18 protein-coding genes are annotated in these 22,936 nt (G+C 72.1%); 5 read left to right on the forward strand and 13 right to left on the reverse strand.

Annotated features, from left to right (window positions below; genetic code table 11):
• The first annotated feature begins 9 nt into the window (after positions 1-9).
• Positions 10-2,055, forward strand: coding sequence for a thioredoxin domain-containing protein (locus ACIQCH_RS17755; protein WP_402581777.1), 2,046 nt, complete (start codon positions 10-12; stop codon positions 2,053-2,055).
• 40 nt (positions 2,056-2,095) lie between these two features.
• Here the strand turns inward: ACIQCH_RS17755 and ACIQCH_RS17760 are convergent, their stop codons facing one another.
• The gene (locus ACIQCH_RS17760; RefSeq protein WP_402581779.1) at positions 2,096-2,839 is read right to left on the reverse strand and encodes a hemolysin III family protein; all 744 of its coding nucleotides are present in this window, start codon (positions 2,837-2,839) and stop codon (positions 2,096-2,098) included.
• 260 nt (positions 2,840-3,099) lie between these two features.
• Here ACIQCH_RS17760 and ACIQCH_RS17765 point away from each other — a divergent pair, with 260 nt between their 5' ends.
• Positions 3,100-4,926 carry a phosphoenolpyruvate carboxykinase (GTP) gene (locus ACIQCH_RS17765; protein ID WP_402581781.1) on the forward strand — a complete coding sequence of 609 codons (1,827 nt, stop codon included), beginning with the start codon at positions 3,100-3,102 and terminating at the stop codon, positions 4,924-4,926.
• A gap of 197 nt (positions 4,927-5,123) precedes the next feature.
• Here ACIQCH_RS17765 and ACIQCH_RS17770 read toward each other — a convergent pair whose 3' ends face one another.
• The 7 genes from ACIQCH_RS17770 to ACIQCH_RS17800 all read right to left on the reverse strand — a co-directional run bounded on the left by ACIQCH_RS17770 (position 5,124) and on the right by ACIQCH_RS17800 (position 12,536).
• Positions 5,124-5,759 carry a hypothetical protein gene (locus tag ACIQCH_RS17770; protein WP_402581783.1) on the reverse strand — a complete coding sequence of 212 codons (636 nt, stop codon included), beginning with the start codon at positions 5,757-5,759 and terminating at the stop codon, positions 5,124-5,126.
• On the reverse strand, positions 5,746-7,335 hold the full coding sequence (locus ACIQCH_RS17775; protein ID WP_402581785.1) for a substrate-binding domain-containing protein: 1,590 nt from the start codon (positions 7,333-7,335) through the stop codon (positions 5,746-5,748). The genes ACIQCH_RS17770 and ACIQCH_RS17775 overlap by 14 nt, the downstream gene beginning before the upstream one ends.
• On the reverse strand, positions 7,332-8,561 hold the full coding sequence (locus ACIQCH_RS17780; RefSeq protein WP_402581787.1) for a toxic anion resistance protein: 1,230 nt from the start codon (positions 8,559-8,561) through the stop codon (positions 7,332-7,334). Before ACIQCH_RS17780 ends, ACIQCH_RS17775 begins: the two co-directional genes overlap by 4 nt.
• 14 nt (positions 8,562-8,575) lie before the next feature.
• A complete protein-coding gene (locus ACIQCH_RS17785; protein WP_402581789.1) occupies positions 8,576-9,655 on the reverse strand; it encodes a hypothetical protein in 1,080 nt (359 codons plus the stop codon).
• A gap of 84 nt (positions 9,656-9,739) precedes the next feature.
• Entirely contained in the window at positions 9,740-10,621 is an 882-nt protein-coding gene (locus tag ACIQCH_RS17790; protein WP_402581791.1) for a DUF4436 family protein, read from the reverse strand.
• A 144-nt stretch (positions 10,622-10,765) separates the two neighbouring features.
• Positions 10,766-11,143, reverse strand: coding sequence for a hypothetical protein (locus ACIQCH_RS17795; RefSeq protein ID WP_402581793.1), 378 nt, complete (start codon positions 11,141-11,143; stop codon positions 10,766-10,768).
• A 181-nt stretch (positions 11,144-11,324) separates the two neighbouring features.
• Positions 11,325-12,536, reverse strand: a complete 1,212-nt coding sequence (locus tag ACIQCH_RS17800) for a pyridoxal phosphate-dependent aminotransferase (RefSeq protein ID WP_402581794.1) — start codon at positions 12,534-12,536, stop codon at positions 11,325-11,327.
• Positions 12,537-12,785: 249 nt separating this feature from the next.
• On the opposite strand from ACIQCH_RS17800, the gene ACIQCH_RS17805 reads away from it, so the two are divergent.
• Positions 12,786-13,370, forward strand: coding sequence for an isochorismatase family protein (locus ACIQCH_RS17805; protein ID WP_402581796.1), 585 nt, complete (start codon positions 12,786-12,788; stop codon positions 13,368-13,370).
• Between the two features lie 104 nt (positions 13,371-13,474).
• A complete protein-coding gene (locus ACIQCH_RS17810) occupies positions 13,475-14,575 on the forward strand; it encodes a Fic family protein (RefSeq protein ID WP_402581798.1) in 1,101 nt (366 codons plus the stop codon).
• Between the two features lie 22 nt (positions 14,576-14,597).
• On the opposite strand, the gene ACIQCH_RS17815 is transcribed toward ACIQCH_RS17810, so the two are convergent.
• From ACIQCH_RS17815 to ACIQCH_RS17825, 3 genes are all read right to left on the reverse strand, one after another.
• Positions 14,598-15,608 (reverse strand): YdcF family protein, encoded by a 1,011-nt coding sequence (locus ACIQCH_RS17815; RefSeq protein WP_402581800.1) that lies wholly within the window; start codon positions 15,606-15,608, stop codon positions 14,598-14,600.
• 131 nt (positions 15,609-15,739) lie between these two features.
• Complete coding sequence (locus ACIQCH_RS17820; RefSeq protein WP_402581802.1) at positions 15,740-17,314, reverse strand: amidohydrolase family protein; 1,575 nt, start codon at positions 17,312-17,314, stop codon at positions 15,740-15,742.
• Positions 17,315-17,404: 90 nt separating this feature from the next.
• Positions 17,405-18,715, reverse strand: a complete 1,311-nt coding sequence (locus tag ACIQCH_RS17825; RefSeq protein ID WP_402581804.1) for an alanine racemase — start codon at positions 18,713-18,715, stop codon at positions 17,405-17,407.
• Between the two features lie 142 nt (positions 18,716-18,857).
• On the opposite strand from ACIQCH_RS17825, the gene ACIQCH_RS17830 reads away from it, so the two are divergent.
• Positions 18,858-19,274 carry a RidA family protein gene (locus tag ACIQCH_RS17830; RefSeq protein ID WP_402581806.1) on the forward strand — a complete coding sequence of 139 codons (417 nt, stop codon included), beginning with the start codon at positions 18,858-18,860 and terminating at the stop codon, positions 19,272-19,274.
• 67 nt (positions 19,275-19,341) lie between these two features.
• On the opposite strand, the gene ACIQCH_RS17835 is transcribed toward ACIQCH_RS17830, so the two are convergent.
• Together ACIQCH_RS17835 and ACIQCH_RS17840 are read right to left on the reverse strand one after the other, a co-directional pair.
• On the reverse strand, positions 19,342-20,673 hold the full coding sequence (locus tag ACIQCH_RS17835; RefSeq protein WP_402581808.1) for a M14 family metallopeptidase: 1,332 nt from the start codon (positions 20,671-20,673) through the stop codon (positions 19,342-19,344).
• 362 nt (positions 20,674-21,035) lie between these two features.
• Positions 21,036-22,760 (reverse strand): chitinase, encoded by a 1,725-nt coding sequence (locus ACIQCH_RS17840; RefSeq protein ID WP_402581810.1) that lies wholly within the window; start codon positions 22,758-22,760, stop codon positions 21,036-21,038.
• Positions 22,761-22,936: the final 176 nt, after the last annotated feature.

Raw genomic sequence — 22,936 nt, forward strand, 5'->3', positions numbered from 1 at the left:
GATGAGCCCATGGCCAATCGACTCGCTCATGCCACGTCCCCATACCTCCTTCAGCATGCGGACAACCCCGTCGACTGGTGGGAGTGGGAGCCGGCGGCGTTCGAGGAAGCCCGCAGGCGGAACGTTCCGGTTTTCCTCAGCGTCGGGTACAGCTCGTGCCACTGGTGCCATGTTCTCGCGAGCGAAAGCTTCGAGGACGAGCTCACCGCCGCGTACATGAACGAGCACTTCGTCAACATCAAGGTCGACCGCGAGGAGCGACCGGACGTGGACTCCGTGTACATGGAGGCGGTGCAGGCGGCGACCGGGCAGGGCGGGTGGCCGATGACGGTGTTCATGACGGCGGACGGGGAGCCCTTCTACTTCGGGACGTACTTCCCGCCGGAGCCCCGGCACGGGATGCCGTCCTTCATGCAGGTGCTCGAGGGCGTGCGGACGGCCTGGGTGGGCCGGCCCGCGGAGGTGGCCGAGGTGGCGCGGAAGATCGTGCGGGACCTGGCCGGGCGCAGGATCGAGTACGGGAAGGCCGGCGTGCCGGGGCCGGAGGAGCTGGCGCAGGCGCTGCTCGGGCTGACGCGGGAGTACGACGACCGGCACGGCGGGTTCGGCGGGGCGCCGAAGTTCCCGCCGTCGATGGTGCTGGAGTTCCTGCTGCGCCACCACGCCCGGACCGGGTCCGAGGGTGCGCTGCAGATGGCCGCCGACACGTGCGAGGCGATGGCCCGGGGCGGGATCTACGACCAGCTCGGCGGCGGCTTCGCCCGGTACGCGGTGGACCGGGCGTGGACGGTCCCGCATTTCGAAAAGATGCTCTACGATAACGCGCTGCTGTGCCGCGTGTACGCGCACCTGTGGCGGGCCACCGGGTCGGACCTGGCGCGGCGGGTGGCGCTGGAGACCGCCGACTTCATGGTGCGGGAACTGCGGACCCGCGAGGGCGGCTTCGCGTCGGCGCTGGACGCCGACAGCGACGACGGCACCGGCAGGCACGTCGAGGGGGCGTACTACGCCTGGAGCCCGGCGCAGCTGCGGGAGGTGCTCGGGGACGAGGACGCCGAGGTGGCCATGGCGTACTTCGGGGTGACCGAGGAGGGCACGTTCGAGCACGGCACCTCCGTGCTCCAGCTCCCGCAGGACGGGCCGGTGGTGGACGGGGTGCGTCTGGCGGGCATCCGGGACCGGCTGCTGGCGGCGCGCGCCGGGCGTCCGGCGCCGGGGCGGGACGACAAGGTCGTGGCGGCCTGGAACGGGCTGGCCGTCGCGGCGCTGGCCGAGTGCGGGGCGTACTTCGACCGGCCGGACCTCGTCGACCGGGCCACCGAGGCCGCGGACCTGCTGGTGCGGCTGCACTTCGACGCGGCCGCCGGGCGCGCCCGGCTGGCCCGGACCAGCAAGGACGGGGTCGTGGGCGGGAACGCCGGCGTGCTGGAGGACTACGGCGACGTGGCGGAGGGCTTCCTCGCGCTCGCGGCGGTGACGGGGGAGGGGGTCTGGCTGGAGTTCGCCGGGTTCCTGTGCGACCTGGTCCTGGACCGGTTCGTCGCTGAGGACGGCTCGCTCTACGACACCGCGCACGACGCCGAGGCGCTGATCCGGCGGCCGCAGGACCCGACGGACAACGCGGCGCCGGCCGGCTGGACCGCGGCCGCCGGGGCGCTGCTGTCGTACGCCGCCCACACCGGTTCGGAGGCGCACCGCACGGCGGCGGAGCGGGCGCTGGGCGTGGTGCACGCCCTCGGCCCGCGGGCCCCGCGCTTCATCGGCTGGGGCCTGGCGGTGGCGGAGGCGCTGCTCGACGGGCCGCGGGAGGTCGCGGTCGTCGGTGCGGCGGACGATCCGATGCGCGAGCGGCTGCACCGTACGGCGCTGCTGGGGACGGCTCCGGGCGCGGTGGTGGCGCTCGGGGAGCCGGACGGGGACGAGTTCCCGCTGCTCACCGACCGCCCGCTCGTCGAGGGGCGGCCGGCCGCGTACGTGTGCCGCCACTTCGTGTGCTCCGCGCCGACCGCGGACGACCGGGCGCTGGCGCGCGAGCTCGGCGCGATCCGGTCCTGACGGCCCGGGGGTGTCCGGCCGGCGGTGCGCCGGACACCCCTCAGGTGTGCGAGTAGGCGACCAGGGAGATGCCCACGTAGTGGGCGATGAAGGCCGCGAGGGTCAGGGAGTGGAAGACCTCGTGGAAGCCGAAGAGGCGGGGGGAGGGGTTGGGGCGCTTGAGCCCGTAGATGATCCCGCCCGCGCTGTACAGCAGTCCGCCGACGATCACCAGCACGAGGACGGCGATCCCGCCGGCCCGCATGAAGTCGGGCAGGAAGAAGACCGCCGCCCAGCCCATCGCGATGTAGCAGGGGGTGTACAGCCAGCGGGGGGCGCCGACCCAGAAGACGCGGAAGGCGATGCCGGCGGCCGCCGCGAGCCAGACCGCCCACAGCAGCGTCCGGCCGGTGGAGGCCGGCAGGAGCAGGACGGTCAGCGGGGTGTACGTGCCCGCGATGATCAGGAAGATGTTGGCGTGGTCGAGGCGGCGCAGCACGGCCTCGCCGCGCGGTCCCCAGGTGCCCCGGTGGTACAGAGCGCTGATGCCGAAGAGCAGGCAGGCGGTCAGTACGTACACGCCGCAGGCGACGCGGGCGCGCATCGAGTCGGTGAAGGCCATCAGCGCCAGGCCCGCGACGACCACGGCGGGGAACATGCCGGCGTGCAGCCAGCCCCGCATGACCGGCTTGGTGGGGAGCAGCGCGGCGGCTTTCGCGACGGCGTCGGTGGCGGCCTCGGCGGCTTTTCCGACCGAGCCGGCAGGGCTGTCGGCGGCGGCCTCGGCCGGGACGTCTGAGGTCATGCGGCCCATGCTACCTACGGGTTCGTAGGTTCCTCAGGTGGGTGCGGAAGGGGCCGGCGGACGTTTGACGTGCCCTTGGGCCCTTTGCCGAAGATTGACACGAGTGGTGATGCTCACGTGAGAGGCCCTCTGGACATATGCGCACACGCCACGGATGATCAGATGAGTGCGGTCGGCACCGGATGAGCACCCACGTGAAGCATCCGGGTCGCAGCCCCCACGGGGCAGACATCTAAAAAACCCCTCAACAAGGAGCAATCGTGGCGCGCGACAACGCGGCTCCCGTTTCCGTCCCCACCAACCACCAGGAGCTGCTCTCCTGGGTCGACGAGATCGCTGCTATCACCCAGCCCGACCGGGTGGTCTGGTGCGACGGCTCCGAGGCCGAGTACGAGCGCCTGTGCGAGGAGCTCGTGGCGGCGGGCACGTTCAAGAAGCTGGACCCGGTCAAGCGGCCCAACTCCTACTACGCGGCCTCCGACCCCTCCGACGTCGCGCGCGTCGAGGACCGCACCTTCATCTGCTCCGAGAAGGAGGAGGACGCCGGCCCGACCAACCACTGGAAGGCCCCGGCGGAGATGAAGGAGCTCTTCGCGGGAGAGCAGGGCATCTTCCGCGGCGCGATGAAGGGCCGGACGATGTACGTCGTCCCGTTCTGCATGGGCCCCGTCGGTTCGCCGCTGTCCGCGATCGGCGTCGAGATCACCGACTCCGCGTACGTCGCCGTCGCGATGCGCACCATGACGCGCATGGGCCAGGCCGTCCTCGACGAGCTCGGCACCGACGGCTTCTTCGTCAAGGCCGTCCACACCCTGGGCGCGCCGCTCGCCGAGGGCGAGAAGGACGTGCCGTGGCCGTGCAACACCACGAAGTACATCTCGCACTTCCCGGAGACCCGCGAGATCTGGTCCTTCGGCTCGGGCTACGGCGGCAACGCCCTGCTCGGCAAGAAGTGCTACGCGCTGCGCATCGCCTCGGTCATGGCCCGCGACGAGGGCTGGCTGGCCGAGCACATGCTGATCCTCAAGCTCACGCCGCCGCAGGGTGAGGCCCGCTACGTCGCCGCCGCCTTCCCGTCGGCCTGCGGCAAGACGAACCTCGCCATGCTGGAGCCCACCATCCCCGGCTGGACGGTGGAGACCATCGGCGACGACATCGCCTGGATGCGGTTCGGCGAGGACGGCCGGCTGTACGCGATCAACCCGGAGGCCGGCTTCTTCGGCGTCGCGCCCGGCACCGGCGAGCACACCAACGCCAACGCCATGAAGACGATGTACGCCAACACCGTCTTCACCAACGTCGCGCTGACCCCGGACGGCGGCGACGTGTGGTGGGAGGGCATGACCGAGGAGGCCCCGGCCGAGCTGATCGACTGGCGCGGCAACGCGTGGACCCCGGAGTCCGACGCCCCGGCCGCCCACCCGAACGCCCGCTTCGCCGTGCCGGCCGCGCAGTGCCCGACGATCGCCCCCGAGTGGGAGGACCCCAAGGGCGTCCCGATCTCCGCGATCCTCTTCGGCGGCCGCCGCGCCTCCGCCGTGCCGCTGGTGACCGAGTCCTTCGACTGGAACCACGGCGTCTTCATCGGCTCGAACATCGCGTCCGAGAAGACCGCCGCGGCCGAGGGCAAGGTGGGCGAGCTGCGCCGCGACCCGTTCGCGATGCTGCCGTTCTGCGGCTACAACATGGGCGACTACATGGCCCACTGGATCAAGGTCGCCGAGGGCAGGGACCAGTCCCTGCTCCCGAAGATCTACTACGTGAACTGGTTCCGCAAGAACGACGCGGGCAAGTTCGTGTGGCCCGGCTTCGGCGAGAACAGCCGCGTCCTGAAGTGGATCGTCGGCCGCCTCGACGGCACCGCCGAGGGCGTCGAGACCCCGATCGGCGTCCTGCCGACGAAGGCCGCCCTGGACCTGAAGGGCCTCGACATCTCGGACGAGGACCTCGACTTCCTCCTCACCGTCGACAAGGACGTGTGGCGCGAGGAGGCCGGCCTGGTCCCGGACCACCTCAACACCTACGGCGACCACACGCCGAAGGAGCTGTGGGACCAGTACCACGCCCTCCTGGAGCGCCTCGGCTGACCCGAAGCGAACCAACCCCGGGTCTCGGCTGTCCCCGAGACCCGGGAACCGACCCAGGTCCCGGCTGTCCCCGGGACCCGGGACACCGGGCGCCGACGCGCCCGTGGCGCTGCCCCCAGACCGCGGTGGCCCGTCCGGTTGCACGAACAACCGGGCGGGCCACCGCGCATTTCCGCGCCCGGGCTCGCGGGGCGCCGTCAGGAGCGGCCGCGGTCCTCCAGGTATGTCGTGTGGGTCTGTTGGCGGCGGGATTCGGTGGCGCGGAGGGCGGCGGCCAGGGTGTCGGCCTCGGTGAAGAGGGCCGCGAGCTGGCGTTCGAGGTGGCGCTCCGGGGGTTCGGTGCCGGGGTTGAGGCGGGTCCACCAGCGGGTGCGGTGGTAGGCGTCGAGGCACTCGGGGAGGTCCTGGCGGACCGCGCGGGAGAGGGTGTGGACCGAGTCCGGGTCGGTGGCCAGGAGGTCCGCCACCCAGCCGGGGTCCAGGAGGGCCTCGTAGAGGGACAGCAGCTCGGTGAGCTTGCCGCCGGCGGCCGGCGGGAGGTCGACGGAGGACGTGAGGTAGTCGCGCAGCTTCGTGAAGTCCTCCCGGAGGGTGCCCAGTTGCTCGGACGGGTCCGGGAGGTCGGGGAGCGGGAGCGGCTCGGGCGGGGCCAGCAGGGCGCCGGCGCCGTAGAGGCCCGCGACGACCAGGGGCCAGTACGTGCCGGCCGTGCCGGTGAAGGTGAGGGCGACGCCGAGGATGCCGCAGGCGCTGCCGGTGAGGTTCTTCTTCGACTCGAGGTAGGCCAGGGCCCGGTTCGGCCGCGGGCCCGAGGTGCCCCTACTGGTAGCCACGGATCTCCTCGAAGGCGCCGTCCAGCGAGCCGCTGCCGTCGGTGGCGTCGAAGAGCCGGCCGCCGGTGAGGGTCGCGATGTGGTCGAGTTCGGACCGGTCCGAGTCGCCGAAGAGGATCGGGAAGACCGGGGTGCGCCGCTGGGCCGCGGGGAGCTTCTCGTAGAAGGCGTCGAAGTCGCCCGCCTTGGCGCCCTCGCCGTTCTCGCCGTCCGTCATCAGCACGATGGAGGTGAAGGCGTCGCGCCCGTCGCCGCCCAGGTGCTCGTAGGCCTTCTCCAGGCTGCTGTAGATCGCCGTCCCGCCGTCGGGCGACAGCCCGTCGACGTCCTCGCGGATCGCGGAGAGCGCGTCCGTCGGCCGGGTCGGGTCGACCACGTGCGTGCGGACCTGCTTCACCGCCGAGCCGAACGGCATCAGCGTGACCTCCTCGCGGTCCCGGAAGCGCCGGCCGGCGGGGGAGTCCCCGGTGCCGGTCAGCTTCGTCAGCGCGTCGCGCAGCCGCCCGATGCGGTTGTCGTCCTCCATCGAGCCCGAGGTGTCGAGGACGTACACCGTCCGCGAGGGGCGGCGCAGTTCGTTCTCGTACGAGGACAGGAGTCCGTCGGCGACGGAGCGGGTGCCGGGGAACGGCAGCTCGCGGCGCTTGTCCGAGGGCAGGCCGGGGCCCAGGGGGACGCCCGGGACGACCGGGCGGCGCAGCGTCTGCCGGGTGATCTCCTGCTGGGCCCCGGGGGAGCGGAGGTAGGAGACGAGGTTGCCCATCGACGCCCGCGCGCCCGCCGGGGCGGAGGTGAGCAGCGTCAGCGGGTAGTCGGCCGTGACGACCCCGTCCTTGGGGCGGATGACCGTCAGGTCCTGCTTGAGGGACAGCAGCACCGACTCGTAGTTGATCATCCCGTCGACCGCGCCGCCGCGGGCGTAGGCCTGGGCGAGCCAGCCGGAGGAGCCCGAGGTCAGCTTCTGGCCCTTGAAGAACTCCTTCAGCGGCGGGGTGGCCTTGCGCACGTCCGCGTCGGTCAGCGCGGCCTGCGCGCCGGAGAGCCCCGAGGCCACCGAGACCAGGGCGGAGAAGCCCGAGTTGGAGCGGATCGGGTCCGTCATGCCGTACGTCAGCTCGCCCCGCGTGACCGCCTGCTGGATCTGCGACCAGGTGACCCGGCCGTCCTGCCAGCCCAGCCGGTCGGCCGTGGCCCGCTTGACGCCGAAGGCCACCGGCGAGGTCATCACCGGCGTCTCGGCGGTGATCTTCGGGGCGGTCTCGGGGCGCAGCCGCAGGTAGTCGTTGGAGGAGAGCCAGATGGCGTCGTACGCGCCGTCCGCCCGCCCCGACGCCACCGCCTCGGCCGCGTCGAGGGTGCCGCTCCAGGTGAACTTCACCGTGACGCCGGTCTTCTGCCGCGCGCGGTCCAGGATCCCCTGCATGTCGGAGAGCTCCGAGGAGGCCAGCACCCGCAGGGTGCCCTCCTGGTAGACCGTCTTCTTCCCGTCGGGGGCGTCCGAGCCGCCCGCGCACGCCGTGAGGCCACCGGCCAGCAGGGCCGCGGCCGCCAGCGCCGCGGAGATGCGGTGCTTCACCGGCCCTCACCGCCCTCCAGGACGCCCGCCGACCGGCTGCGCTCCAGGTACGCCGTCGCCGACTGCAGTTCCACCGTCAGTGACTCGACCGTGGTGGCCATCGACTCCGTCGCCCGGGCCTTGTACGTGTCGATCGCGTCCAGCGTCGCGTAGATCTGCCCGAACGCGGTCCGCAGCGTCTCCGCGCCCACCGCCGGGTCGGCGGCGATCCGCTGGATCTCGCCGGTCTGCGACTCCAGCATCCGCGCGTTGCCCAGGATCAGCTGCTCGGTGGTCCCGCGCAGGGCGTTGACCTGCTCGACGACCTTCTTCTGGTGGTCCAGCGCGCTGGCGAGCATGACGGCGATCCGCAGCGCCGAGACCGTCGTGGTCGCGGCCCGCTCCACACCCTTGATGAGCTCGTCGTTGTTGCGCCGTACGACGTCCATCGCCAGGTACCCCTGCGCGCACACCGCGAGCTGGGTGAGCAGGTCCTGGTGCTTCTGTCGGACCGGGAAGAGCAGGTCCGCGCGCAGCGCCTCGGCCTGCTCCGGGTCGGTGGCGGCCACCTCGGCGATGCGCTGCTCCACCGCCGCGTCCAGGGCCTCGGTGAGGACCGCGTACTCCTGGAGCTTGCCCATGGTCTCCCACAGGTGGGTGCGCTCGGTGTGCAGGGCGGCGTTGTCGCGGCGCAGCTCGTCCTGGCCGCCGCGCAGCGCGCCGACGATGCGCGTCAGGGTGGCCTGCGAGGAGGCGTACTTCGCGACGTGGTCGCGGAACCGGTTCCCGCCCGGCAGCTTCGACAGCAGCTTGCCCAGTCCCTTGCCGGCGCTCTCGCGCGGGTCGAGGTCCTCGACCGTGCGGCGCAGCTCGACCAGGGAGCCGGCCACCCGGCTCTGCGCGTCGGCGGCCTCGCCGCCGCCCGCGGCGCCGCTGCCGAGGGAGCGCACGGCGCGGTCGAGCATCCGGTTGGACTGGCCCGCGGCGTTGCGGATCTCGCCCGCGCCCAGGCCCGCGATCTCCCCGATGCGGCCGGCGAACTCGGGGGAGCGCGGGTCGAGTCCGGTCAGCGACCCGACGTACTCGCCGGCCCGGCGGGCCATCTCGTCGCGCACGCCGTCCTGCAGCGGTACGAGCCCGGCGGCCTGCTCCTTGCGGACCGGGGCCACCGGCTCCGGCGCGGTCAGGACCAGGGGGGAGGGCGGTTCGAGCAGCCCCTGGCCGCCCATGTGGGTGTTCTCGGTCATGGTGTCGTGTCCCCCTAGCCGCGGGCCCGCTGCGCCATCTGGCGCAGGATCCCGGCGGTCGGCACAGGTGCCTGGCCGATGCCGGCCAGCGTCTGGTTGAGGTAGTCGGAGTACGGCTTCGTGGCCGCGGTGAACTCGGCGCGCGCGCCCTGCGGGCGGAAGCCGTGGCGGACGGCCAGCTCGCGCAGCCGCTTGTCGGTGCCGAGCAGCTTGCCGAGGGCTTCGCCGTCGGCGGTCAGCGGTACGAGGGTGTGGTCGCTGTAGACCGTGGTGTCGGGGTAGAGGACCACGAGGTCGCCGGCGTCCTGCTTCTGCAGCAGCAGCGAGGCCACCTGGGACTCGTACACGAGGACGAGCGGGTTGCCGACGCCGCTGATGAAGTCCCGGAAGGGGGCGTCGGTGCCGGTCTGCTGGGCGCCCTGCGCGGAGACGAGCTTGTGCAGCAGGGCGGCGGTGCGGTCGATGCCGGCGGCGTCCGAGACGACCTTGCGGTGTTCGGCGACGAAGGAGGTCAGCGCCAGGTAGAGGGCGCCGGAGTTGGAGGCGGACGGGTCGGTGGTGGTGATGAAGATCGAGCCGCTGAGCTCGGCGTGCGCCGGCGCGCCCTTCAGCTGTGACCAGTTGCGGTCGGCGGCGACGCCCTTCAGGTACGGGTCCATCAGCAGGGTCCCGGACTTGGCGCCGGTCATCCGGACCAGGCCGTTGTCGGCCAGGACCTTGGCGGCGGCGCTGTGCGCGACCACGACCAGCGGCGAGTAGAAGGGTCGGACGGGCGTCGTCTTCAGGGGTGACTTCGCCCGGATCTCCTCGGCCGGGGCCTGACTGGAGGGGAAGGCGAAGTCGTAGTCCTTCAGGGGGAGCCGGTCCATCGCCCAGGACCCGGAGGTCTCCGTCTCGATCTTCCAGCCGGCGGCCGCGAGGGCCTCGACCACGTCGGGATCGTCGAAGAACTCCGCCTTCTCCGACCCGATCACACCGTGCACGGTCTTCGTTGCCGTGCTGCTCGTGCCCTGACCTCCGCGGCCCGCGACGACGGCGGCCACGACGCCGCCGATCAGTACGACCGCCAGGGCGATTCCCAGGATGCGTCTCACGGGGGCAGCGTGCTCGCGGAAACCCACATTCCGCGGCGTGTTGGGTGAACGCGAGGTGACGTACCGGTCCCAAGTCGCCTGCCCTCAGGTGGCGCGGGTGCGATCCGGTCGCAGGGCGGTGCGGACGCCGGTGACGACCACGACGATCACGCAGAGGGCGATGACGGTCTCGGCCCACAGGAAGGCGAACCAGTCCAGCACGCAGCCGATCGGGGGCTGGCCGGGGGCGGTGTTGCGGAAGGCCGCGAGGGCGAAGAGGGTGGCGGCCATCCAGGAGAGGGCGGGCCAGACCAGGCCCTCGCGGCGGCTCGTGAGGTACCAGGTCCCGATGAGCACGGCCGCCGCCAGCGCCCACATCACGACCATCATGAAGACGGCGAAGACGAGCAGGCTGCCCGACCGGGACAGGTCCAGCGCCATGACGGCGTCCCGCGTGGCGGGTCCGGGCTCCGCGGAGACCGAGAAGAGCGTGTCGTTGTTGGAGAACAGCAGGCGCACGGGCACGTGTTCGCCCCCCATCTCCGCCCGGAACGCGATCTGGGTCTCGTACGTGTCGAACGGGTAGTCGCTGACCGATCCCCCCGTGAGCGCGACCTGGAGGTCCTTGGTCGCGATCCGCTCGTGGGCGGTGAATTCCAGGTCGCCGAGGGTGGCCCCGGAGGTCTCGATGTCGAGGTCGGCCACGGGGGCGGCCCCCTGCTCCTCGCCGAGGGTCCCGCGCGGGATGACCCAGATCCGTAGCGTCAGCTCTCTGGCCGTGGCGTCGACGCGTTGGACGACGGCCTCCACGTCCACCCGGTCGGGGGCCGAGGACCCGGCGGTGGTGACCGTGTCGACGGCCTGCCGCTCGGTGAACTGCAGCCAGGAGCCCACGGCCACCGCCACCACGATCAGGACCGCGACGGGCAGCAGGACCGGCAGGAGCGACGCCCCGGAGCGGCGCGGGTGGGGCGGGGTGGGGGCCATGGTGACTCCGGACGAGGTGGGGGAGCACGATCCTCGTCCACCGGGGTGCCGATCCGCCGCATCCGGGCGGACGTGTCGGGGGCGTCCCGCGTCGTCGGGCCATGGCTCCCGGTCCGGAGCCTCCGCGGCCCCGGACCGGGGCCGTCAGAGGGCCGCGGCGGCGTCGAGCGCGGCGGCGTGGGCGTCCATCCGCTCGGCCGCGAGGATCGCGGCGGCGGTGTCGGCCCGGGAGGCGGCCACGACCAGTGCGCGGCCGGCGAGGTCGTGGGCGCGCCGGTGCAGGGCGGCGGTGTCGGCCTCGGTGCGGCCGGCGTGCCGGGCCGGCGGGGTGCCGCGCAGCCGCGCGACCTGGGCGGCGATGACCTCGGCCGCGTCGTCGAGACCGAGCTCGTCGGTCACGGTGAGCAGGGCGGCCAGGTGTCCGGAGAGCTGGATGTCCAGTTCCTCGCCGCGGCTGCGGTGCGGGATCTCGGGCCGGCCGGTCATGCGGTGGACCGACTTGGTGCGGATCGGCTCATACATGAGGATGGCCTCCTGGCGTGGTCAGGAGACCATCCTACCTTGGATCGGTTCTAAAGTAGAGCGTCGTCCAGAAAGCATCGAGCCGGGCTCGTGGACGACCTCCACCGGAGGTCGTCCACGAGCCCGGCTCCGGGCGCGTCTTCCCGCGGGCGCGGCGGTGTCCGCGCCCGCCGGGGGGACGTCAGTGCTGGCCGTAGCCGTCGAGGAAGTTCCCGATCCGGGTCACGGCGTCCGCCAGGTCCTTGGCGTTGGGCAGCGTCACGATGCGGAAGTGGTCCGGCTCGGGCCAGTTGAAGCCCGTACCGTGCACGACCATGATCTTCTCGGCGCGCAGCAGGTCCAGGACCATCTGCCGGTCGTCCTTGATCTTGTAGACGGCCGGGTCCAGGCGCGGGAAGGCGTACAGGGCGCCCTTCGGCTTCACGCACGTCACGCCCGGGATCTGGGTGAGCAGGTCGTGCGCGACGTTGCGCTGCTCCAGGATCCGGCCGCCGGGCAGCACCAGGTCCTCGATGGACTGGCGGCCGCCCAGTGCGGTGGCCACCGCGTACTGCGAGGGCATGTTCGCGCACAGGCGCATGTTGGCCAGGATCGTCAGGCCCTCGATGTACGAGGACGCGTGCTGCTTGGGGCCGCAGACCGCCAGCCAGCCGCTGCGGTAGCCGGCCACCCGGTAGTTCTTGGACAGGCCGTTGAACGTCAGCACGAGCAGGTCGGGCGCGAGGGTGGCGGTGTTGGTGTGCGTGACGCCGTCGTAGAGGATCCGGTCGTAGATCTCGTCCGAGCAGACGATCAGGTTGTGGCGGCGGGCGATGTCGGTGAGCCCGCGCAGCATCTCGTCGTCGTAGACCGCGCCGGTCGGGTTGTTCGGGTTGATGATCACCAGGGCGCGGGTGCGGTCGGTGATCTTCCGCTCGATGTCCGCGAGGTCGGGCATCCAGTCGGACTGCTCGTCGCAGCGGTAGTGCACCGCGGTGCCGCCGGCCAGCGAGACGGAGGCCGTCCACAGCGGGTAGTCCGGGGCCGGGACCAGCACCTCGTCGCCGTCGTCGAGCAGCGCCTGCATCGACATCTGGATCAGCTCGGAGACGCCGTTGCCGAGGTAGATGTCCTCGACGTCCAGGTCGATGCCCTTGGTCTGGTAGTGCTGCATGACCGCACGCCGTGCCGCGAGGAGGCCCTTGGCGTCCCCGTAGCCGTGGGCGCTGCCCAGGTTGCGGAGCATGTCCTCGAGGATCTCGGGCGGGCACTCGAAACCGAACGCCGCCGGGTTCCCGGTGTTGAGCTTGAGGATGCGATGACCTGCTGCTTCGAGCCGCATCGCCTCCTCGAGCACAGGGCCCCGGATCTCGTAACAGACGTTCGCGAGCTTCGTCGACTGGATCACCTGCATGACAGGACTCTACGGCGCCCGCCACCCGCGCTGCTGGGACTTTCCGCCCCGCCACCCGTCAGAGATATGTCCGGTTTCGACCTTCGGAAGGGCGCGGCGCCACGGAGTCCTTCGAATCGTGGCCGCCGACCCCGCCGCGACCTGCGGTTCGCGCCCGACGGGCGCCAGGGAATCCACTGGTGTTGCGCTCGTCACGTTGGTGTACTCGGTGAAACGATCACCCGGGCAGCCGCGAACCCAAGGAGTCCCATGACCGCCCCGCAGCTCACCGACCGCACCGCGCTCGTGCTCGTCGACCTCCAGAAGGGCATCCTCGCCCGCGACACCGTCCACCCCACCGACGGGATCCTGCGCCAGGGCGTCCGGCTCGCCGAGGCCTTCCGCGCCCGCGGCCTGCCGGTCGTCCTGATCAAGGTCGCCTTCCACCCCGACGGCGGCGACCTGCCCCCGGCCGACGTCGACCGCCGCACCTTCCCCGAGACCGCGCCGCCCCCGGAGTTCTCGCAGCTCCCGGCCGAGCTCACCGGCGGGCCCGGCACCGAGCACGACGTCGTCGTCGCCAAGCGCCACTGGGGCGCCTTCACCGGCACCGAGCTCGACCTCCAGCTGCGCCGCCGCGGCATCGACACCATCGTCCTCGGCGGCATCTCGACCAGCATCGGCGTCGAGTCCACCGCCCGCAGCGCGTGGGAGCTGAGCTACGGCCTGCTGTTCGTCGAGGACGCCACCACCGACCTGGACGCCGACTCGCACGCGCACAGCTTCGGCAAGATCTTCCCCCGCATCGGCCACGTCACCACCACGGACGAGGTACTGGCCGCCCTCAAGGGCTGACCGGGGCGGCGGACGGCGCAAGAGCGAGGTGTCTTGATGCAATGACACCATCATGGTGTCATTGCATCATGCTGTTCCGAACGCCCAGGCTTGACGCGGCGGACATGCGCACCCTTGAGGAAATCGAGGGGATGCGCAACGACCTGCGGCACTTTCTTCCTACGACCCGGCGGTGGACCAAGCAGCTCCGCCGGAACCTGACCGCGCGCGCCATCGCCGGCTCGAACACGATCGAGGGGTACGTCGCCACCGTCGACGACGTCGAGGCGCTCATGAACGGTGAGGAACCCCTGGAGGCCAGCGAGGAGACCAGGCGTGAGCTGGAGGGCTACCAGCGGGCCATGACCTACATCCAGGGCTTGTCGGACGCGAAGGACGAGTTCCGGTACGACGTAGGACTCCTCAACGGCCTCCACTTCATGATCCAGGAGCATCGTCCGGAGAAGCGGCCGGGTCGCCTACGGAGGAAGGCGGTGTACGTCTCCACGCCCGAGGACGAGATGGTGCCGATCTACACGGCACCGGACAGTGACGAGGCCCCGGCGCTGATGGACGAGATGGTGCAGTGGCTGAACGAGGGGGACCTCGATTCCCCCGTCCATGTCCGGGCGTCCATGGCGCATCTGAACCTGGTCAAGATCCACCCATGGGCCGACGGCAACGGGCGCATGTCCCGCGCCCTGTCGACGCTGCTGTTCTCCCGCGAGGCGCTGATGCCTCCCGAGTTCTCCTCCATCGAGGAGTGGCTGGGCCAGGGCTCGAACACCTATGGCTATTACGAGGCGCTGCGGCGGACGGGCGGACCGGAGTGGAGTCCGGACGCGGACACGTCCATTTGGCTGAAGTTCTGCCTCACCGGCCACCACATCTCCGCGCAGCAGGCGAAGCGGCGGGTCGACCTGTACGCGCGTGCCTGGATCGCTCTGGGCGAATCCGCCGAAGCGGCCGGCCTGGACGAGCGCACGGTCAACGCGCTGCTTCCGGCGTTCATGGGCACGCGGGTACGCCGCCCCGTATACCAGGAGGACGCGGAGCTGAGTGTGCAGCAGTCCACCCGCGACATCAGGGCCTTGGTCAAGCTGGGGTACCTCGAGCAGATGGGTGAGGCGCGAGGGCGCCATTACGTCGCGGGGCCGAGGACGCTGGAGCTGCGGGAGGCGGTGCGCCGGGAGACCAAGCCGTTCGCCTACCCGTACGAGCGCTGACCACCTACACCACGTACACCACCTACACCCCACCCGCCGTGACCAGCGCCCCGAAGACGGCGATGCCCGCGCAGATGGTCAGGTTGACCGCCCGGTGTTCCCAGAACACCGCGACGAACTCCCGGATCGTGGCGCTCGGCCAGAAGTAGCGGGCCGTCGGCGAGCCCAGCACCTGCCCGTTCACCCCCGCCTTCCGGGCCGTCATCGCGGCCCGGAAGGCGTGGAAGTTGTTGGTCACCACCACGCACCGGTAGGCCGGGCACTCCGCCTCCATCAGCTCCCGGCTGAAGGCCAGGTTCTCCGCCGTGCTCCGGGACCGCTCCTCGCGCCGCAGGTGCTCCTCCGGCACCCCCCGCTCGCGCAGCCAGTCCGCCATCGCCCGGGCCTCCGCCAGGCGCTCGTCCGGCCCCTGGCCGCCGGAGGTCAGCAGCAGGGGTCCGGCGGCGCCGCGGGCCCGCTGGGCGGCGTAGATCTCCCGGCCCTTCGCCAACCGGGAGGCGAGCAGCGGCGGGACGCGCTCGCCGCCGATCAGCCCCGAGCCCAGCATCACGACGTAGTCCACGTCGCCGCGGACCTCGATGCGTCCGTACAGGTACGCGTACCCGAGGAAGCACAGGAAGAGGAACGAGACGTAGGCGACCAGCATCACCAACGTCACGACGATGCCGTCGAGCAGCGGCGAGCCCGAGACCCCGACGGCGGCCACCAGGGCCATCATCACGAAGACGCCCGCCCCCGCCGTCAAGGAGAGCAGGTTCGCCGGCCGCCGGCCCTCCTTGCGGACCATGGTCAGGCCGTTGGCGACCAGGAACACCCCCAGCGCCGCCGCCCCCAGCACGGGCAGGACGAACACCGCCATGACGATGACCTCCGCGGCCAGCGGCGGCAGGTGCGAGACCTGCCACAGCAGCGCGAGCGAGAGGCAGATGCAGGTCAGGCCGAGCAGCACCGCGTTCTGGAACCGGCGCCGGTCCTCGCGGACGCTCAGGCAGAAGGCGGCGAAGAGCAGGACAGCGGGAACGAAGGCCAGCATGCGCCCATCGTAGGAAGCGACCCGTCAGAAGCCCGTCAGAAGCCCGTCAGAAGCCCGTCAGGAGCCCGCCGGAAGCCGGCCGGAAGCGCACGAGATCAGCCCGCCCTCACCCGGCACCTCCGGTCCCGTCATCAGCCCCGCCCCCGCCGCAGCGCCCGCCCCGCCAGGACGTCCGTCCGCCGTCCGTCCCGGATCACGAACCGGCCGTCGACCAGCACGTACGGGATCCCCGTCGGCGGCCGGCGCGGCGCGGCGAAGTCCGCCCCCGCCGCCACCGTCGCCGGGTCGAAGAGCACCAGGTCCGCCCGGTACCCCTCGCGCACCAGACCCCGGTCCGCCAGCCCCAGCCGGGCCGCCGGCCGGCCGGCCAGGTGCGCCACGCACTCCTCCAGCGACAGCACGCCCAGTTCGCGCACGTAGTGCCCCAGGTAGTGCGGGAAGGTGCCGTACGCCCGCGGGTGCGGCCTGGCCCCCTGCAGGATGCCGTCGGAGCCGCCCGTGTGCACCCGGTGCCGCATGATCGCCCGGACGTTGTCCTCGTGGCCGACGTGCTGGAGCACGGTCGGTCCCAGCCGGTCCCGCAACAGCAGCTCCCGCGCGTCCGCCCACCCCTCGAACCGCCGCCCCACCCAGCCCCCGAGCGCCGGGTCGACCACCCCGGACACCTCCACCGACGACCAGTCCACCGGCACGCCGTGGCAGCCGTCCGAGCCCGCCACCTCCAGCGCGTACCGGATCCGCTCGGCGGTCGCGTCGTCCCGCAGCCGGGTCAGCAGCGCCTCCGGCCCGCCCTCGTGGGCCCAGCTCGGCAGCAGCGCCGCCAGCGTGGTGCAGCCGGGGGTGTAGGGGTAGGTGTCGAGGGTGACGTCCACCCCGGCCGCCAGCGCCGCGTCCAGCCGGGCCAGCAGCTCGCCCGCCCGGCCCGCGTTCTCGGCGAAGTTCAGGGTGGCGTGGGCCAGGTGGAGCGCGCAGCCCGCCTCCCGGGCGAGCGCGATCATCTCGTCGTACGCGGCCAGCGCCCCGCGCCCGTACGAGCGGTGGTGCGGGCAGTAGTAGCCGCCGTGGTCGGCCACCACGCGGCACAGCTCGGCCAGTTCGGCCCCGTCGGCGTACATCCCGGGCGTGTAGGTCAGGCCCGAGGACATGCCGTACGCCCCCTCCGCCAGCCCCTGGGCGACCAGCGCCCGCATCCGGTCCAGCTCGGGCGCCGTGGGCGGTCGGTCGGTCCAGCCCAGCACGTACGCCCGTACGGTCCCCTGCGGCACCAGGTAGGCGGCGTTGACCGCGATCCCGGCCCCGCCGAAGCCGTGGTCGAGGCGGTCCAGGTACTCCCCGACGGTCCGCCAGTCCATGGCCAGGTCGGAGCCGTCGCCGTTCCAGCCCGCGATGGCGGTGCGCACCTCGGCCAGGGTGCGGTCGTCCACGGGGGCGTACGACAGCCCGTCCTGGCCCAGCACCTCGAGCGTCACGCCCTGGGCGGCCTTCGCGCTGTGGTCCGGGTCGCGCAGCAGGGCGAGGTCGCTGTGGGCGTGCATGTCGGTGAAGCCGGGGGCGAGGGCGAGCCCGTGGCCGTCGAGCGTGGTCCGCCCGCCGGACCGGATCCGGCCGACGGCGGTGATCCGGCCCTCGTGCACGCCCACGTCGGCGGTGTACGAGGGCCCGCCGCCGCCGTCGACCACGCGGACCCCGCGGATGACCAGATCCATGCCCTCGCCCCCCCCGGCGGCCGGTCGTACGGATCAAAGACGGATCAAAGACGGATCAAAAGGTGGAGCCAAAGGCGGATCGAAGGCGGATCAGAAGAACGTCCGCACGAACTCCACGACCTTCCCGCCCCCGTCCACCACCGGGATCAGCGGCCACTTCTCGAAGATCGTGCACGGGTGGGCCATGCCGAGCGCCACCCAGTCCCCGACCTCCAGGTCGTCCGCGCCCGGGGTCTCCAGCCACGCGTGCTGGTCCGAGAGCTTGACCACCGCGACGCCGTCCGGGGCCGGTCGCTCCACCCCGTCGCGGGCCCCGCGCACCGCCTCGACCACCGGCAGCCCGAGGTCGTACGCGATGTCGCGCTTGCCGGCGTTGACGAAGGCCTGGGTGGGCGTGGGGCGGGACACCACCTGGGTCCACAGCCGGAAGGCCGGCAGCAGGCCGCCCTCCTCCGGGACGCGGTTGAACGGGGTCAGCCCCTCGTACCAGCCGCGGTCGTGCGACACGTACGCGCCGGACCGCAGCAGCCGCAGCACCGGCAGGGACAGCTCGGGGATCTCGGCGAACACCTCGGCGACGGCGTCGAACCACTCGCTGCCGCCCGCGCTGACGATGATCTCCGCGGCCCCGGTGCCCGTGAACCGGCCCGCCTTGTCGAACTCGGCGGCGAGCCCGGTCAGCCGGCGCAGCCAGGCCCGCACGGTGTCGGCGTCCGCGCCCGGCATGGTGGCCTCGTACCCGGCCACGCCCACCAGGCGCAGGGTGCCGGCGGCGGCCACCGCGTCGGCGACGGCCGTGCAGTCGGCCTCGGTCCGGGCGCCGGTACGGCCCTCCGCGCCCGCGCCGAGCTCGACGACCACCTCCAGCGGCCGCACCGCCCCGGGGCCGGCTGCCAGCGCCTCCCACGCGTCGGTCAGCGCCGCGTCCATCAGCTCGACGCCGCGCACGGAGTCGACGTAGCAGACCAGCCGAAACTCCGGGTCGGCCGCCAGCTCGTGGGCCACCCAGGCCAGGGCCGCGCGGTCGACCACCTCGTTGGCGAGGAAGATGCGCCGGATGCCGAACGCCCGGTAGACCCGCGCCTGGTGGGGCACGGCGGCCGTGATGCCCCAGGCACCCTGCTCGAGCTGGCGGCGGAACAGCTGCGGGGCCATGCAGGTCTTGCCGTGCGGGGCGAAGGCGAGGCCGTGCCGGGCGGCGTACGTCTGCAGGGCGGTGAGGTTGTGCTCCAGTGCCTCGGCCGACAGGGTCAGGACCGGGGTGGTGAACCCGCCCGTGTACAAGTCACGCCGCTGCTCGGCGAGTTCGCCGACGGTGAGGCGGGCGGCCGCCGCGTCCGGCGGGAGGCCCTTGAAGCGGTGGTCCGCGGCCTCGCGCGCGAGCTCCCGCACCGTGTCCATCAGAGTCCTCCTGTCGTTGCACGCCTTGCTCCCCGCTGTCTAACATCCGCGGGGACGTACGGTCCAGGAGGACGCCCGCCACCGCGGGGCGCCTCCCCACCCGCGAGGACGGCCGCAGCCGCCGCGAAGGACGTGACGTGACGTGAGCCAGAGCAACGAGAAGGTGGCGGTCACCCCGGCCACCCACCCCGCCCCGCCCGCCCGGTTCTCCCACGGGGTGCGCAAGGGGAACATCCTCCAGGTCGCCGGCCAGGTCGGCTTCCTGCCCGCCGTCGAGGGACAGCCGCCCACCCCGGCCGGGCCCGGGCTGCGCGCCCAGACCCTCCAGACCCTGGAGAACGTCCGCTCCGTGCTGGAGGCGGGCGGCGCGACCTGGGACGACGTGATGATGCTCCGCGTCTACCTCACCGACACCGGCCACTTCGCCGAGCTGAACGAGATCTACGACGCCTACTTCGACGAGCACCTCAAGGAGGCCCCGCCCGCCCGCACCACGGTCTACGTGGGCCTGCCCGCCGGCCTGCTCGTCGAGATCGACGCCCTCGCCGTCCTCGGCTAGGACGGGCGAAGGGGGCGCCCCCCTGGCGGTGGGGCGCCCCCGGTCCGTACGGAGCCGAGCTGCGTGGTCAGACGCAGTACGTCGACTCCTTGCCGATCGAGCGGTACATGCAGTCCGCGTTCTCCAGCAGCTGGAGCACCGCGTCCCGGTTGCGGCTCGTCTCGCGCTCGATCACCTCGTCGGGCGGGTAGAAGCCGCCGTCCCAGGACGAGGTCGGGTACATCTCGAAGGTGTAGGCGAAGATCTTCTGGGCGCCCCAGAGGTAGTCGTCGATGGACCCGTCCGTGATGTACAGGTCGCTGGACTGCTCGGGGGTGTAGCCGTTGCTCGCCGCCATCTTCCGGCCGATGGTCGCGAAGGCCTTCTGGTCGTCGGCGGTCAGGCCCGGCGCGGTGTCGGCGGTGGTCCAGCCGTACGGCCAGAGCACCAGCTCGCTGTAGGTGTGGAAGTCGATGGCGGCCGTGATCTGCTGCTTGCCGCCGATCACCCGGCTGCGCGCGAAGTCGGAGACCACCTTGACCTCGGGTGCCGACTCGGGGGCCGGGCCGCGGTACGTCTCGGAGGACTTGCTGGAGCTGGAGCCGCCGCAGCAGCCCCACTTGTAGTCCCAGTTCCGGTTCAGGTCCGTGCCGACCGCCGAGGAGCCCGAGTTGGGCTGGCGGTTCTTGCGCCACGAGCGGTAGGAGCCGGAGGCGATGTCGTACTCGCCGCCGTCGGGGTTGAGGTCCGGGATGATCCAGATCTCGCGCTCGTTGACCATCTTGGTGATGCGCGGGTCGGTGCCGTAGCCGGCGCCGAACTCGCGGAGCAGGTAGAGGGCCATCTCGACGGTCAGGTGCTCACGGGCGTGCTGGTGGTGCGTGAAGAGCACCTCCGGCTCGTTCTCGTCCGTGCCGACGTTGTCGCTGATCTTGATCGCGATCAGGTCGCGGCCCTGGTAGGACTTCCCGATCACCTGCTTGCTCATGATGGACGGGTACGCGGCCAGCCGGGTGTTGATCTCGGCGTTCATCTCCGCGTAGTTGTGGTACTTCGCGTCCGAGGTCGGGAAGTCGAACGGGGTGGGCTTGACGCCCGCGCCGCTGCGGTTCCCCGGGCCCGGCAGGGCCTTGAGGACGTAGCCGAGCCGGCGCAGGTGCCTCGCCTGCGCGGTGTCGGCGCTGACGACGACCGAGTGGGCGTCGACCTCGTCGATGGCGACCCCGGTCCGGGCGATCTTCGTCCGGTCCGCGACGGTCGAGGGTCCGTGGATCTCGTACTGGACGATCGCCTCGTCCTGCGTCGCGGTGGACGGGGCGGGTGACGGGGAGGCGCTGGCGCTCACGCCGACGGCGGGTGCGCCGAGCGCGAGCGCGAGAAGGGCCGCGAGGGTGGCGGCCTTCCTGGGGCGTAGCCGCATTGAGATCTCCTGGGGTCGGAGGTGTGGGGGTGGCTCCGTGCGGACGCGCACAGCGTGCGCTCATGACATGGACGGGTCAAGAGTCGTAGTTCGGCCAAAGTTCGCGGCCGTTGCCGGACCGTCCGGAAGCCGTACGCGCATGTCCGCAAGTCGTACACCGCCCCACCCCCTCCCCCCGGGCGCGGCATGCCCGGGATGCCCCTTACGGCAGCCCGCGGTGCCTCGTACGGCAGGCCCGCGGTGCCTCGTACGGCAGGCCCGGGGTGCCCTCGTAGGGCGACCCCGGGCCGTCCGTCACGGGAGGTCAGGAGCGTTCGTCACGGGAGGTCGAGACCGTTCGTCACGGGAGTCGGGACCGTCCGCTACGGCAGGCCGTGGACCTTCGGGCCCACCGAGCCGGACCACGCGTTGCCGGCCTTCGCGTCCCAGTTGGTCGACCACGTCATCGCCCCGCGCAGGCCCGGGTAGGTCCTGCTCGGCTTGAACGATCCGCAGCCGGTGCCCCGCGCCAGGCAGTCGAGGGCGCTGTTGACGACGGACGGGGAGACGTACCCGCTGCCCGCACCGCTCGGTGAGGCCGGCAGCCCGAGGCCGACCTGCGAGGGGGCGAGGCCGCCCTCCAGCTGGATGCAGGCGAGCGCGGTCAGGAAGTCCACCGAGCCCTGGGAGTACACCTTGCCGTCGCAGCCGAGCATCGAGCCGGAGTTGTAGTACTGCATGTTGACGACGGTGAGGATGTCCTTGATGTTGAGCGCGGTCTTGAAGTACGCGTTCGACGTGGACTGCATGTCGATGGTCTGCGGCGCCATGGTGAGGACCAGGCCCGGGCCCGCCTTCTGCGACAGCGCGCGCAGCGCCTGGGTCATGTAGGTGGCGTTGAGGCCGTTCTCCAGGTCGATGTCGATGCCGCTGAAGCCGTACTCCTGCATCAGCGCGTACGCCGAGCTCGCCAGGTTCGTCGCGGAGGCCGGGTCGTTGACCGTGATGGTGCCCTTCTCGCCGCCGACCGAGAGGACGACGGACTTGCCGGCCGCCTTCTTCGCGGCGATGTCGGCCTTGAACTGCGCGACCGTGTAGCCGCCCAGGCCCGCCGAGTCGAGGTTGAAGGCGATGGCGCCGGGCGTGGTGGTGGCGTCGGCGAAGGCGACCGCGATGATGTCGTACTGCGCCTGGACGTCCGAGAGCCTCTGGACGGTGGCGCCGTTGTTGAAGTTCTGCCAGTAGCCGGTCAGGGCGTGCTTGGGCACCGAGGGGTTCGGGCCCGGGTCGGTGCCGCCCCCGGCGGTCGTCGTCGCGGTGACCGGAGCGGACTTCGGGCCCTCGCCGGCCGCGTTGTACGCGCTCACGGTGAAGGAGTACGAGGTCGAGGCGGCGAGCCCGGTGATCGTGGCGGCGGTGGCGCCGGTGACCGTCCTGACCCGGACGCCGTCCTGGTAGACGTAGTAGCCGCTCGCGCCGGAGGCCGCGCTCCAGGAGAGGTCGACCGAGGAGCTGGTCGGGCCCGCGGCGGACAGGCCGGCCGGGGCGCCGGGGACCGTCGGGCCCGGGTCGGTGCCGCCGCCCCCGTCCGGGCCGAGGACGCTGAACTCGTCGGCGAGGTAGGCGGGTTGTCCGTACCAGCCGTGGGTGTAGACGGTGACCTGGGTGGTGTTCGCGCCGGTGGTGAAGGTGGTGGACAGCTTCTGCCAGGCGCCGGTGCCGCCGGGGGTCCAGGTGGAGGCGTCGGGGGTGCCGGTGCCGGTGGCGCCGAGGTAGACGTAGCTGCCCTGCACCCACGCGCTGAGCGTGTAGGTGGAGTTCGGCCTGACCGTCACGGTCTGGGAGCACCTGGCGTTGTCCTGGCCGGAGGGGGTGGCCCTGAGGGCGGCCGCGCCGGCGTACACGGGCGAGGCGACGGCGGCGCCGCTGCCGGCGCTGCACGACCAGTTGGCCAGGCCGTTCTCGTAGCCGCCGTTGCGGGCGACGTTGACGTCGGCGGCGTACGCGGTGCCGGCGGCGGTGACGGTGACGGCGAGGGCTCCGGACAGGGCCGCGGTGGCGGTCAGTGCACCGGCGCAGAGCAGGGCCGAGGGACGGATGCGGTTCACGAAGGCTCCGTGGGGGGAGGCGGATTCGAGTGGGGGCGCCCGCCCCCAAGTTGGTCCAGACCAATCGCGCTGTCAAGGCTTCGCGCAGCCGAAGGTTTCGGCCAACTCTGGTCAAAGGTCGGACAACAGGAAACCGCAAGGCCCTGCCTTCCCAGGTGGCGCGCGGATAAGGTGCT

The sequence above is a fragment of the Streptomyces sp. NPDC093225 genome (genome assembly GCF_044753805.1).
Taxonomy (GTDB): domain Bacteria; phylum Actinomycetota; class Actinomycetes; order Streptomycetales; family Streptomycetaceae; genus Streptomyces.